The sequence below is a fragment of the Psychromonas sp. genome (assembly GCF_047632955.1).
In the GTDB taxonomy this organism is placed as follows: domain Bacteria; phylum Pseudomonadota; class Gammaproteobacteria; order Enterobacterales; family Psychromonadaceae; genus Psychromonas.
Genome location: NZ_JBLIED010000036.1, coordinates 23,826 through 37,372, shown reverse-complemented (window position 1 = coordinate 37,372; position 13,547 = coordinate 23,826). Strand labels below are relative to the sequence as shown.

General features: G+C 42.3%; 10 protein-coding genes and 1 rRNA gene. 4 read left to right on the top strand and 7 right to left on the bottom strand.

The features are described 5' to 3' along the window. Nucleotides 1–108 (bottom strand): 16S ribosomal RNA (locus tag ACJAZP_RS16135); the annotation flags it as partial. Nucleotides 109–695: 587 nt separating this feature from the next. On the opposite strand from ACJAZP_RS16135, the gene ACJAZP_RS16130 reads away from it, so the two are divergent. Beyond that, nucleotides 696–1,235 carry a gamma carbonic anhydrase family protein gene (locus ACJAZP_RS16130; protein ID WP_415231773.1) on the top strand — a complete coding sequence of 180 codons (540 nt, stop codon included), beginning with the start codon at nt 696–698 and terminating at the stop codon, nt 1,233–1,235. A 100-nt stretch (nt 1,236–1,335) separates the two neighbouring features. On the opposite strand, the gene argH is transcribed toward ACJAZP_RS16130, so the two are convergent. The 5 genes from argH to argC form a co-directional block, all read right to left on the bottom strand. Then, the gene (argH, locus tag ACJAZP_RS16125) at nt 1,336–3,216 is read right to left on the bottom strand and encodes an argininosuccinate lyase (protein WP_415231772.1); all 1,881 of its coding nucleotides are present in this window, start codon (nt 3,214–3,216) and stop codon (nt 1,336–1,338) included. A gap of 146 nt (nt 3,217–3,362) precedes the next feature. Further along, entirely contained in the window at nt 3,363–4,571 is a 1,209-nt protein-coding gene (locus ACJAZP_RS16120) for an argininosuccinate synthase (protein ID WP_415231771.1), read from the bottom strand. A gap of 23 nt (nt 4,572–4,594) precedes the next feature. After that, nucleotides 4,595–5,503: an ornithine carbamoyltransferase gene (locus ACJAZP_RS16115; protein ID WP_415231770.1), complete on the bottom strand. Its 909-nt coding sequence runs from the start codon at nt 5,501–5,503 to the stop codon at nt 4,595–4,597. 23 nt (nt 5,504–5,526) lie between these two features. Then, the gene (gene argB / locus ACJAZP_RS16110) at nt 5,527–6,309 is read right to left on the bottom strand and encodes an acetylglutamate kinase (protein WP_415231769.1); all 783 of its coding nucleotides are present in this window, start codon (nt 6,307–6,309) and stop codon (nt 5,527–5,529) included. A gap of 15 nt (nt 6,310–6,324) precedes the next feature. After that, the gene (gene argC, locus ACJAZP_RS16105; RefSeq protein ID WP_415231768.1) at nt 6,325–7,335 is read right to left on the bottom strand and encodes an N-acetyl-gamma-glutamyl-phosphate reductase; all 1,011 of its coding nucleotides are present in this window, start codon (nt 7,333–7,335) and stop codon (nt 6,325–6,327) included. Nucleotides 7,336–7,789: 454 nt separating this feature from the next. Between argC and argE the strand changes: the two genes are divergently transcribed. The 3 genes from argE (at nt 7,790) to tusA (ending at nt 12,063) form a co-directional block, all read left to right on the top strand. Beyond that, complete coding sequence (argE, locus tag ACJAZP_RS16100) at nt 7,790–8,938, top strand: acetylornithine deacetylase (RefSeq protein WP_415231767.1); 1,149 nt, start codon at nt 7,790–7,792, stop codon at nt 8,936–8,938. A gap of 143 nt (nt 8,939–9,081) precedes the next feature. Then, on the top strand, nt 9,082–11,718 hold the full coding sequence (gene ppc, locus ACJAZP_RS16095) for a phosphoenolpyruvate carboxylase (RefSeq protein ID WP_415231766.1): 2,637 nt from the start codon (nt 9,082–9,084) through the stop codon (nt 11,716–11,718). A gap of 108 nt (nt 11,719–11,826) precedes the next feature. After that, nucleotides 11,827–12,063: a sulfurtransferase TusA gene (tusA, locus tag ACJAZP_RS16090; RefSeq protein WP_415231765.1), complete on the top strand. Its 237-nt coding sequence runs from the start codon at nt 11,827–11,829 to the stop codon at nt 12,061–12,063. 282 nt (nt 12,064–12,345) lie between these two features. Here tusA and ACJAZP_RS16085 read toward each other — a convergent pair whose 3' ends face one another. Then, a complete protein-coding gene (locus ACJAZP_RS16085) occupies nt 12,346–13,515 on the bottom strand; it encodes a nucleotide sugar dehydrogenase (RefSeq protein WP_415231764.1) in 1,170 nt (389 codons plus the stop codon). Nucleotides 13,516–13,547: the final 32 nt, after the last annotated feature.

Sequence of the window (13,547 nt, the reverse complement as noted above, 5' to 3'; positions counted from 1 at the left end):
GTCCGCCACTCGTCATCTTCTAGCAAGCTAGAAATGTTACCGTTCGACTTGCATGTGTTAAGCCTGCCGCCAGCGTTCAATCTGAGCCATGATCAAACTCTTCAATTTAAAGTTTAATTTGCAGCTTGCGCTGCGACTCAATATAACTGACTAAAACTAAAGAACCTTTATCTAAATACCTGAGTATAAAAAAATTGGCTCTTTATTATTCTGAATAAATAAATTTATTCGTGTGTCACTTTTATTGATGAGTAATCTATTCACGAAGTGAAAAGTTACTGCCTTTACAAGAAAGGACTTTGATTTTTTTTGAAATCACATCAACAATAAGTGTCCACACAGATTGTTTGATTAAATTGTTAAAGAGCGTGCCTTTCGGCGAGGTGCGTATGCTACGCTACCTGCAAACAATGTCAATGGTTGTTTTTAATATTTTCAATCAACGTGATACGTCATTAAAAACTCAACCTCTTTCGTTCTGAGCAACCGGACTGACTTGCGTCTTTCCCGTTTCCGTGGATGCGCATTATAGAGACTTTGATCACGCTGGCAAGTGTTTATTTGCATAAAAACGGTCTGTTTTTACAATTAATTTTTATACACCCGTTACAAACAACTTATCCACAAATTTTACTTTATTATCCACATAATTTTGCCGTATAGTTTGTTTTCTTATTTATTTTTCGAGGTTTCTTATGCTTCCTGTATTACGTGGTTACAAAAATTCTTTTCCTGTTATTGGCAATTGTGTTTATATCGATCCTTTTTCTTCTATTATTGGTGATGTGATTTTGGGTGATGATGTCAGTATTTGGCCTATGTGCGTTATAAGAGGTGATGTTAACGCTATATCTGTAGGTAAACGCAGCAATATTCAGGATGGCTCGGTATTGCATGTTGCTCGCAAAGGTGAAGCAAGTGCAGAGGGATATTCTTTAATGATTGGCGAGGATGTGACCGTAGGACACAAAGCCATGTTACATGCCTGCAGGATTGGTGATCGGGTTTTAATTGGTATGGGTGCAATCGTATTAGACAATGCCCGTATTGATGATGATGTGATTTTGGCAGCCGGCGCATTGGTGCCGCCAAACAAACATCTTGAATCGGGTTTCCTTTATATCGGCTCTCCCGCTAAAGCGGCCCGCAAATTAACTGACGATGAACTTGCCTTTCTGCCACGTTCGGCAGCGCATTATGTAAAACTCAAAGATGAGTATATCGCTCAGGGGTAACTTTATTTCAGGGCTCGCAGAGCTACTCCGCTAATATCCCTTTGCTGCCGCAAACTCGCCGTTCCCACGCAGAAACGTGGGAACGAAAAGATGGGTTCTTTTAAATTTTGCCCATGCCTTTATGGAGCAGCATACTTGTTTTGTAATTCAACTCTAGTGCCTTTTCGTCACTTGCATGTTCACTTACAAACATTGAACAATCTTTTAAGACTTTTTCCGGCATAGTCGTCTTACTTTCGGGACTAAAACCAAGCTTCATAAAGAAGTCTGGCATGCGGGTTAATACGAATAGACGCTTGATCGCTAGTTTCTCTGTACGTTTGACTAAGAACTCTACTAGTGCGCTACCTTGACCGCGGCGTTCAAAACCGGGCTCTACACCTAATGAGCGAATTTCGGCTAAACCGGTATCATAGATATGCACTGAGGCACAGGCAGTGACTTGGCCATCTATTTCTGCTACTGCAAATTCAGCCACTGACTCCGCTAAGTCGGTCTTATCTCTTGGAAGGTTTTCGCCTTTATCTGCCAAGTGCTTAACCATTGCTTCAATACGATCAACGTCTGTTAAACGAGCCGCTCTTATGACAATGCCCGATGTATGACGCTCTGTTAAGCGTTGTTCTGCTTCCGTTAGTGCATATTCAATCTGTTCAGGTGAAACACCACCGAGTGCTTTACGTGCAGCTAATGTTGCTTCAAGGGTCAGAACAGGATAAACATCTTCTTCAATCACTTCGGAAAACTCTTTGAACTGCGCTACAGTGAGCTCTTCCAGCGGTACGCCCTTCTCAATCGCGCCGACAACGGCAACACCTACGATATGATGCGCCTCGCGGAATGGAATACCTTTAGCAACCAGGTAATCAGCAAGTTCGGTGGCGTTGGAATAGCCTCCTTGCGCCGCTTCTTTAGTGCGTTCTTCGTTAACTTTAAGATCGGTTAAGGCCATTGCTGCCATTTCTAAACAGTCGCCCCAGGTATCCAGTGAGTCGAATAAACCTTCTTTGTCTTCCTGCATATCTTTGTTGTAAGCAAGCGGCAGGCCTTTAAGTGTCATTAACATAGCCGCTAATGAACCAAATACACGACCGGTTCTGCCACGGATCAGTTCCATTGCATCGGGATTTTTCTTTTGCGGCATTAATGATGATCCGGACGTCACTAAATCAGACATCTCAATAAAGCCTGACTCACCACTGTTATAGAAGATCAGATCTTCTGCCATGCGCGACATATGCATCATCGAAATCGTTGCACAGCTCATCAGCTCGACAACATGGTCACGGTCGGAAACAGAATCTAAGCTGTTACGCGTCGCACGTTTAAATCCAAGAGAGTGTGCTAATGCAGTACGATCTATCGCATAGCCTGTTCCTGCTAATGCGCCACTACCCAGAGGACAGGTATCAAGGCGTTCAAGGCACTCTTCTAAACGTTCATGGTCACGCTCTAACATTTCTAAATAGGCTAAACACCAGTGCGAAAATGTCACCGGTTGTGCGCGTTGTAAATGTGTATAACCCGGTAGTACAACCCCCTGGTGAATACGTGCCAGTTCGATAAATTTGGCTTCCAAGGCATCCAGATGGACAACTAATTCTTGTGCTCTTTTTTTACACCAAAGTTTTAAATCTGTGGCAACCTGATCGTTGCGACTGCGACCGGTATGTAATTTTTTACCTAAGTCACCGATTTTATTAATCAGCTGCCCTTCTGTCCAAGAGTGTATATCTTCGGCATCGGATTGTAATACCAACTCAGGATTAGCTTGAACTGCTACTAATAATTCATTTAACGCAGCTTCTAAGCGTGTTTGTTCATCGCTGGTTAATACATCAACTGTTTGCAGTGCTTTTGACCAGGCTATTGAGCCAATAATGTCCTGCTCCGCAAGGCGATAATCGAATCTTAGTGAATCATTAAACAGTTTAAATTTTACGTCTGCCGCGTGGCTAAAACGTCCGCCCCATAGTGCCATTTTGATGCTCCGTCACTTTCTTTGTTAGTTGGTTGTAGCTATGTTTTAAATCTATTTTTATATACTCTTAGAAAAAACAGATAAAAATAGAAATTCCCGCCTTGTAAAAATACGAGGCGGGAATTGTAATATTTAAGCTTTAACGCTTATTTTTTGCTGTTCAAGGTACGGATACGGCTTGAAAGTGAATATAAACGGATAAAACCTTCCGCATGTTTTTGATTATAAACGTTATCATCACCAAATGTAGCAAACTCTTCAGAATATAAGCTGTTTGGAGAGCGTTTTTGTTCTGCAGTCACTTGACCTTTATACATTTTAACAACCACTTCACCGTTAACATCTTTTGCCAACGCTTCTGAAGCTGCTAATAAAGAACCGCAAAGCGGTGTAAACCAACGTCCGTCATACACTAAGTGAGTAAATTCCTGACCTACTTGATCGCGCCATTTACGGGCTGGTTTGTCATGCACTAATTCATCGATACCACGCAGTGCAGTCACCATAACTGTGCCTCCAGGCGTTTCGTAACAACCACGAGACTTCATGCCAACAGTACGGTTTTCGGTGATATCAACACGACCGACACCGTGTGCTGCCGCTTTGTCATTTAACAGCATTAATGCGTCATAGGGAGATAGCTCAACACCGTCAACGGCAACAACACGTGCATTTTCAACTTTAATAGTTAAGTATTCTGGTTTATCAGGTGCGTCTTCGGGATCAACGGTTAAGGTCCAAACGCCTTTGCTTGGTGCATTCCATGGATTTTCCAGCTCACCGCCTTCGTGAGAAATATGCCATGCATTTGCATCACGACTGTAGATTTTAGTCGCACTTGCTGTTGTTTCGATATTACGCTCTGCAAGGTAATCGAGTAAATCTTCACGCGATTCCATTTCCCATTCACGCCAAGGAGCAATCACTTGCAACTCAGGTGCCAATGCGGCAAAACAACTTTCAAAACGGATTTGGTCATTACCCTTACCGGTACAACCATGACATAACGCGTCAGCACCGACTTTCAGCGCGACTTCAACCTGCGCTTTAGCAATAATTGGGCGTGCCATTGCGGTGCCTAACAGGTAAGTCCCCTCATAAACAGCACCAGATGCCATCGTTGGGTAGATATAATCTTTAACAAACTCTTCTTTCAGATCAACAATATGACACTCAGAAGCGCCCGATGCTAAGGCTTTTTCTTCAAGTCCGACTAACTCTTCAGCACCCTGGCCAACATCAGCACAAAAAGCAATGATCTCACAATCATCATAAGTCTCTTTTAACCATGGAATGATTGCCGAAGTATCCAGGCCACCAGAATATGCGAGTACAACTTTTTTAACTTTACTCATTGATTTTTTCCTTTCGTCTGCATTTATTTGTTAATTAAGGTAAGCATAATAGCGTTTTGAATGTGCATTCTATTTTCTGCCTGGTCAAAAATTAACGAAGCAGTTCCATCCATCACCTCTGATGTGATATCTAAACCACGGTGTGCTGGCTGGCAATGTAATACGTGTTTAATACCGGTTGAATCTAATAATGCCTGATTGATTTGGTATGGCATAAATTTAGCTTTGATCTGTTCAAGCGGGGTATCATCGCCCATTGAAAGCCAAGTATCACCATAAACCACATCATAACCTTTGATGTCTTCAATATTGTCGGTTACCTGAATGCTGCCACCATTTTTAGCGGCAATCTTTTCAGCCATTTTTAATATTTGCGCATCCGGGCTGTGTCCGATTGGACAAACCGCGGTCACGGTCGCACCTAAAATAGCACCGGCAATAAACAGCGAATGAGTAACATTGTTGCCATCACCAATATAAGCAAGTTTCACTTTAGAAAGATCATCATACTCCTGAGCGATAGTTAAAAAGTCAGCCATCGCCTGGCATGGATGGTACAAATCACATAAAGAGTTAATCACCGGAACGCTTGAATGAGCCTGCATTTCAACCAGAGTCTTGTGGTCAAAAACACGTGCCACAATACAATCCGCCCAGCGAGAAATGTTAGCAGCAAAATCTTTAACATCTTCACGACTGCCCATTTCACCGTTAGATTGATCTAAATAAACAACATGACCGCCTAATTTATTGACCCCAATATCAAAAGTCACGCGTGTTCTTAATGATTGTTTTTCAAATAAAGTGACAACACTTTTACCGGCTAATGCTTGACTGTATTTCGCTGGATTAGCTTTTAAATCTTTCCCCAAAGCAATCAGATCTAGCGCCTGTTGCTGAGTCATTTCAAACCCTGTTAGCAAATTTTTCATATCTAACTCTCTACTTTAATGTTCTACTTAACGACTTTTGTACCCACCGCCTGACCAGCAAGCAATGATACTAAATTTTCCGGATTTTTCCAACTTGCCAGCATCACATAACCTAATTGCTCGGCAGCCTGCAGCGCAGCCTTCACTTTCACCGCCATCCCGTCTTGAATTACCTTTTCGGCAATAAGTCTATCAGCTAATTGCGTGTTTAGCTCGGGAATAACTTGCTTATGCGCATCCCATACGCCATCAACATCAGATAAAAAAACTAACTCGGCCCCGAGCAGCTCACAAATCGTTATTGCGGCCTGATCGGCATTTACATTATACAGCCGGCCATCTTCACCAATCGCGATTGATGAAATAACCGGCAAATAACCCGCGCTTAATAAGGTATTTAACAGCGCCGGATTATTAGGAGTGCAAATACCGACCGCGCCTAAATCAGGATCAAGCTGAGTGACTTTACAGCTAAAACCATCGGCAAGCGATAAACCGACTGCAGAAAGACCGGCCTGTAAGGCTTTGGCCATCAACAATTTATTGGAGGTACCCGCTAATGCACCGGCAACATAGGGGATTTGATCAAAGGGAGTAATACGCAGCCCCTCTTTTTTCTGACTGACGATATTCATTTTCTTTAAAACGTCTTCAACAATCACGCCTCCGCCATGCACAATAAGAAGAGGCCGTTGCGCGGTTTGCAAATAAAGCGTCAGTGCTGAAAACAGATTTTCTAAGGCCTGCTCATTTTCAAGTACTGCACCACCAAGCTTAATTAATAAAGGTTTTAATGCCTGTGTCATGGTTAAAAATCCTGCCTACAAAAGAGAAGTGGTGATAGCAAAACCAAAACGTAAATTAATACATTGTATTGCCTGCGATGAAGCACCTTTTAGAAGGTTATCGATAGCACTGAAAGCGACCAGATCATCACCCTCCACGGCCCAGCCTAAATCACAAAAAGGAGTGCCAACGACGTTTTTAAGGGCAGGATAAGTCCCATCCATCAAACGTACCAGGGGTTTATCCGCGTAGGCGTTCTGATAAGCCTGATTCACCTTATCGGCGGTCACACCCGCTTTTAGCTGCACATTAATGCTGGCTAAAATACCGCGTTTAAAACTGCCTAAATGCGGCGTAAATACCACCGGCATGCCCAAGTGCTGATCAATTTCCGGTTTGTGACGATGTGTAAACACACCATAAGGCTGCAAACTCACTTCACAAAAACTGCTGGCAAGGCTCGCTTTACGCCCCGCGCCACTGGCACCACTGGTGGCATTAATGGTGGGTTTGGTATCAGCTTTAATTAATCCCGCTTCGACCAGCGGTTTTAATGCCGTTAAAGAGGCGGTGGTGTAACAACCCGGTACTGCGATTAAATCGGTTTTCTTAACGGCTTCAAAATTCCATTCGGCTAAACCGTAAACGGCTTTTTCTAATAACTCAGGATATTGATGCGTAAAGCCGTAAAACTTGTCGTAAAAACCGGCTGATTGCACGCGAAATGCACCGGAGAGATCAAATACCACGGTATTTTGAGCAAGGAAAAGCGGCACTAAATCATGACTCACTTCATGGGCAGTTGCCAAAATAACAATATCTATATCAGCACATACACTTTTAATATCGGCATTGCCTAACGGCTGCAGCGGTAAATCCACCACACCCGATAAATTTCCGTACAGCGCAGATAATTTTTTGCCTTTATCAAGGCTGCCTGCCGAGACATACAAACCTGCCAATTCAATATGCGGGTGGCGTACTAAAAAATGTGCTAATTCGGCGCCGGTATAACCACTTGCACCCACGACAATGGCTTTTAACATAAGAAGTTCCTGTTTCATTTTCGGTATTAAGAGTAGGGAAGATATTATAAATAGAAATATTCCCAAGAGGAAGATGCATCTTAATTACATTTGATTATTTATTCAATAATTATGAATATTTATTTACAAAGTATTCTGTTTTAACCTTGCCGATTAAAAAATAGCATACTTAAGTGCCCTAAAACTGCCCCTAGTTGTTATAACAGCACTTTACTGTTTAGTGCGTTTTAATGCACAACACCTTCGGCGAACAGCTTAGAAAGTGTAACACCAATTCGGAATAAAAATGCGTGCCGAATTGCCTTTCAATCAACTGTCGCGCTTTTCCATACAAAACATTTTTTCACTTTCAAAAACACAAAAAATTAGGGCATAGCCAATTGTTATCTTTTGGGTGTAATATATTTTATGTTTGTGTACTCTCCCTTTTATTTACTTGTTTGAAGGTACTCTTATGGCTTTACCTAATTTTTTAAACCTTTACAAAGACCTTATCGCGATTCCATCCATCAGCTCCACGGATCCGTCCTGGGATCAAAGTAACCTAAACGTCATTAATCAGCTTGCCAGCTGGTTAGAAGAGTTGGGCTTTAAAAATGAGATACAAGCAGTGCGCAGCGCGCCCGGCAAATACAATTTAATCGCCACCCTCGGTGAGGGTGATGGTGGTTTATTACTGGCAGGTCATACGGATACTGTTCCCTACGACGAAGGAAGTTGGTCAACGGATCCCTTTAAATTGACCGAAAAAGATAATCGTTTCTATGGTCTGGGCAGTATTGATATGAAAGGTTTTTTTGCCTTCGTAATCGAAGTGTTAAAAGAGATAGACACCACTAAACTGAATAAACCCCTGCGCATTTTAGCAACTGCAGATGAAGAAACCACCATGGCGGGTGCACAGGAAATTGCCGAGCACAAAACCTTTCGCCCGGATTATGCGGTGATTGGTGAGCCAACGGGAATGGTGCCGGTTATTATGCATAAAGGGCATATGTCTGAGGGTATCCGCATTACCGGCCGTAGCGGACATAGCTCCGATCCGGATAAAGGCCTGAACGCCATTGAAATAATGCATCTGGTGATTGGTGAATTAAAGAAAGTACAGCAGCAGTTTAAAGAAAAATACCACAACCCGCACTTTGATGTGCCCTATCCGACCCTTAATTTCGGGGCAATAAGTGGCGGTGACAGTTCCAACCGAATTTGCGGCTGTTGTGAACTGCACATTGATATGCGCCCTATTCCGGGCATTACCACCAATGAGCTGCTTATTACCGTCAAACAGGCTTTGTCGGAAATTGAAAAACGCTACCCGAAGAGTGTTGAGGTCTACCATTTGCATGAGCCCATTCCTTCATATCAATGCCCGGAACATTCAGATCTGATTAATAATGCTGAAATTTTCACCGGCAACCCGGCGCAGAGTGCTAATTACTGTACTGAAGCGCCTTTTATTCAACAGCTTGGCTGCGATACTATTGTTTTAGGACCGGGACACATAACTCAAGCCCACCAGCCGAATGAGTATTTAGACCTTTCCTTTGTCAAACCCACCAAAGAGGTGATTAAAAAATTAATAACGCATTATTGTGTAATTTAATTACCAAATAATATTTTTTGATTAAATAAAGACCTTGTTTTTGTGATGGAGTATTGACTGCTGACCTTAATCTGATATTTTATTCTAATGACTTTATTTTTTTATGCGATTTTATGTAGTTTTATTACTAGCTCAGAGGACATATGACAGAAGAATATTCAAATTTACGCAGTAACGTTAGTTTACTAGGACAACTGCTTGGTAAAAGCATTGGTGGTCATCTCGGTGAAGAGTTCCTGGATAAAATAGAAACTATCCGTCAACTATCCAAATCCTCCCGAGCAGGTAATCAAGAGGACGGTGCTACTCTTGTCAACATCTTAACCCATCTTTCTGATGATGAATTAGTCCCTGTTGCGCGCGCTTTTACCCACTTTTTAAACTTAGCCAATATTGCTGAGCAGTTTCATGGGATTTCCCGTCACTGCGACAGCGGTGTCTGTGCACCGAATCCTATTAAAGATTTAATTAGCAAATTAAAAAATGCTAATTTATCACAGGAGGAGATGCAGAAAAGCGTTGATGAATTAAAAATGGAAATGGTACTGACCGCTCACCCGACCGAAATTACGCGGCGCACCCTGATTCATAAACATATCGCCATTAATGACTGCCTGAGTTATTTAGAACTTAGCGAAATTTCCGATAAAGAACGTGATATTTTATTAGATCGTTTAGAGCAGTTAATTACCCAAGCCTGGCATACCAATGATATTCGCCAAAAGCGTCCTACCCCGGTAGATGAAGCCAAATGGGGATTTGCGACCATTGAAAACAGTTTATGGCAGGCTGTTCCGCAATTTATTCGCGATCTGGAAAGCGAATTAGAAAACGGTTTAGGTTTATCATTACAACTTGACGCCTCTCCCATCACCTTTACCTCATGGATGGGTGGAGACCGAGACGGTAACCCCTATGTAACCGCCAAGGTCACTCAGGAAGTATTATTATCAAGCCGTTGGGTTGCGGTTAGTTTATATCTTAAAGATATTCAACAGCTCACCGATGAGTTGTCCATGGATAACTGTGATGCAGCCCTTCGAGCAGTCGTTGGGAAGGATGCGGCTGAACCTTACCGCGCAGTTTTACGCAGATTACGCGCGGAATTAAAAGAAACCTTAACCTCGTTAAGTGCCACTTTGCAGGATCAGCACAGTGATGCCAAAGATATCATCACTACCACCAAACAGTTAAAAGAGCCATTGCTTGTATGTTATCACTCTCTGAAAAACATGGGCATGGACTCCATTGCTAATGGTTTGATTTTAGACATTTTACGCCGCCTCAACTGTTTTGGTATCAACCTGCTGAAACTGGATATCCGTCAAGATGGCGAACGCCACGGTAATACCTTATCGGAATTAACCCGTTATCTGGGCATTGGTGATTACAATGCCTGGAATGAAGCTGATAAGCAGGCCTTTTTACTCCAGGAACTTAACAGTAAACGACCACTGTTCCCCGCGAAGTGGAATCCTTCTGCAGAAGTACAGGAAGTATTAGATACCTGTAAAGTTGTTGCGCAAACAGATCCTGAAGCCTTGGGTATCTACATTATATCTATGGCACGTCAGGCATCCGATGTACTGGCTGTTCAGTTAATATTAAAAGAAGTGGGCTGTCCGTTCCGCATTCCTGTTGCACCCTTATTCGAAACGCTTGACGATTTAAATAACGCGGCAGAGGTAATGGAACGTTTGTTTGCTGTCGATTGGTATCGTGGTTACATCAATGGTGTGCAGCATGTCATGATCGGTTATTCCGATTCAGCCAAAGACGCAGGTGTGATGGCAGCCAACTGGGCACAATATACATCCCAGGAAGCATTAGTTAAAATTAGTGCGGACAATGATATCAATCTAATTTTATTCCATGGACGTGGCGGCACAATCGGCCGTGGCGGTGCGCCGGCCCGTCAAGCATTATTATCACAACCTCCGGGATCTTTAAAAGGTGGTTTACGCGTCACTGAACAGGGTGAAATGATCCGCTTTAAATTTGGTTTACCGAAAGTCGCGGTACAAAGCTTAAACCAATATACCGCCGCAGTATTAGAAGCTAACCTGCTGCCACCACCTGCACCAAAACAGGAATGGCGTGACTTAATGCAACAGTTTTCAGATCAATCTTGTCAGGAATACCGTCACTTTGTACGCGAAGAGCCAGATTTTGTTCCCTACTTCCGCAGCGTAACGCCGGAAGTGGAACTGGGTAAGTTAGCCTTAGGCAGTCGTCCGGCTAAGCGTAAACCAACCGGTGGCATCGAAAGCTTGCGTGCTATTCCCTGGATTTTTGCCTGGAGTCAAAATCGCTTGATGTTGCCAGTATGGCTCGGAGCAGGTAGCTCGCTGAAAACCTTATTGGATGAAGGCAAAAAACCGCTGCTTCAGGAGATGTATAAACACTGGCCGTTTTTCCATACCCGTTTAGAAATGTTTGAAATGGTATTTTTAAAAGCCGATGAGAAGTTAACTAAATTCTACGAAGAACGTCTTGTGCCAAAAGAGTTATGGCCACTTGGAGAGCGTTTACGTGCTCACCTCAAGCTCACTCGAGAAACCGTTTTAGAAACTATTCCGGATCATCAATTGATGCAGGAACAACCTTGGATTAAGGAGTCTATTTCACTGCGTAACCCCTATGTTGATCCGCTCAACATGTTACAGGCAGAACTGCTTTCCCGTTCACGCAAAAATGGTGATGAAATTTGTCCGGTGATAGACCAGGCGCTGATGGTCACTATTGCAGGTATTGCGGCAGGACTGCGTAATACAGGTTAAGCAAAAAAGAAGGTGCCGGCCTTTAGCTGGCATCTTTTATTTTTTATAACCCAATGTGCTGTTTAGTGCGCTTTAAACCTAACAAAAAATTTGGACAAGAGAGTTACAATGAACGAAGAGAAAATACAGGCCTTGAATACCCTAGGCTTACGCTGCCCGGAGCCGGTGATGATGGTCCGTAAAACCGTTAGAAAAATGCAGGAAGGAGAGTTATTAAGCGTTATTGCCGATGATCCGGCAACCACTCGAGACATTCCCAGTTTTTGCCGATTTATGGATCATACTTTGGTTGAAGCAAACATTCAGCAGGTACCTTATCGCTATTTAATCCGTAAAGGGGCTTAGATTCGTTCAATGGATCTTATTCCTAAGCTTTAGGTCTCTTTTCTAAATAATAACATCACCCTATAATTCCCCAAAAGATCATCTTCTGTAGACACGCATTCTCATCGTTGCATAATAAGTTGGGTATATATATATAGTTATTAGGTAAAATCAGCTTTAGAACTTGCTATTATCTGAACAGCCCAATGAATTACGCGGGCTGAAAAAGCTCAGTCATTCTGGCTAAAAGAAAATTCGGCCGGAATAACTGAAAACCTGAATTACTGAAAGAACAAGGTCAATTTACGAATCACTACCAAACAGGTCACGAGTGTAAACTTTGTCGGCAACATCAAATAACGCTTTATCCATGCGGTTAGAAACGATCACATCACATACGGCTTTGAACTCCCCTAAATCCTTCATCACAATCGAATTAAAGAACAGAGGTTCTGTCATAACGGGTTCATAAACCACGACTTCAACACCTTTCGCTTTCAGGCGTTTCATGATCCCCTGAATACTTGAAGCCCGGAAATTATCGGAGCCTGATTTCATAATCAGACGATAAATACCGACGCGTTTAGGATTACGCTTTAAAATAGAAGCAGCAATAAAATCTTTACGTGTGGTATTGGCATCAACAATCGCGCCAATAATACTGTTAGGTACGCTGGCAAAGTTTGCTCGAAGTTGTTTGGTATCTTTGGGCAGGCAGTAACCACCGTAACCAAAAGAGGGGTTGTTATAATGATTGCCAATACGCGGATCTAAACCAACACCTTCAATAATCTGACGCGTATTCAAGCCGTTGGATTCAGCATAGGTATCTAACTCATTAAAATAGGCAACCCGAAGCGCCAAGTAAGTATTAGAGAATAACTTAACGGCTTCAGCTTCCGTTGAATCGGTAAACAGAAGATCTATATTTTCTTTAATTGCGCCTTCAATAAGCAGATTAGCAAAGACCTTTGCGCGTTCGCTTTGCTCTCCAATAATGATTCGAGTAGGGTGCAGGTTATCGTATAGGGCAGTTCCTTCGCGCAGGAACTCAGGCGAAAACAGTATATTCTCACTGTTAAATTTTTCACGAACGGATTGTGTATAACCAACCGGAACAGTTGATTTAATCACCATCACTGCATTGGGATTAATTTCCAATACATCTTTAATCACCGCTTCGACTGAAGAGGTATTAAAATAGTTTGTTTCAGGATCATAATCAGTTGGTGTAGAAATAATAACAAAGTCGGCATTTTTATAAGCGGACTCTTTATCAAGAGTGGCTGTAAAGTTTAACGCTTTATTTTTTAAAAAATCTTCAATTTCCGGATCAACGATAGGCGATTTTTTATCATTTAAAAGATTAACTTTTTCTTCAACGATATCAACCGCGATAACTTCATTATGCTGTGCTAACAACATAGCATTTGATAGGCCAACGTAGCCAACACCTGCAATTGCAATTTTCATATTTTTACTCTTCTTATTATTTTTTAGTTACA

Bases quoted from the DNA above. Each gene is read 5' to 3' on its own strand.
- ACJAZP_RS16130 (WP_415231773.1), top strand. From the start codon at position 696: ATGCTTCCTGTATTACGTGGTTACAAAAATTCTTTTCCTGTTATTGGC.
- argH (WP_415231772.1), bottom strand. From the start codon at position 3,216: ATGGCACTATGGGGCGGACGTTTTAGCCACGCGGCAGACGTAAAATTT.
- ACJAZP_RS16120 (WP_415231771.1), bottom strand. From the start codon at position 4,571: ATGAGTAAAGTTAAAAAAGTTGTACTCGCATATTCTGGTGGCCTGGAT.
- ACJAZP_RS16115 (WP_415231770.1), bottom strand. From the start codon at position 5,503: ATGAAAAATTTGCTAACAGGGTTTGAAATGACTCAGCAACAGGCGCTA.
- argB (WP_415231769.1), bottom strand. From the start codon at position 6,309: ATGACACAGGCATTAAAACCTTTATTAATTAAGCTTGGTGGTGCAGTA.
- argC (WP_415231768.1), bottom strand. From the start codon at position 7,335: ATGTTAAAAGCCATTGTCGTGGGTGCAAGTGGTTATACCGGCGCCGAA.
- argE (WP_415231767.1), top strand. From the start codon at position 7,790: ATGGCTTTACCTAATTTTTTAAACCTTTACAAAGACCTTATCGCGATT.
- ppc (WP_415231766.1), top strand. From the start codon at position 9,082: ATGACAGAAGAATATTCAAATTTACGCAGTAACGTTAGTTTACTAGGA.
- tusA (WP_415231765.1), top strand. From the start codon at position 11,827: ATGAACGAAGAGAAAATACAGGCCTTGAATACCCTAGGCTTACGCTGC.
- ACJAZP_RS16085 (WP_415231764.1), bottom strand. From the start codon at position 13,515: ATGAAAATTGCAATTGCAGGTGTTGGCTACGTTGGCCTATCAAATGCT.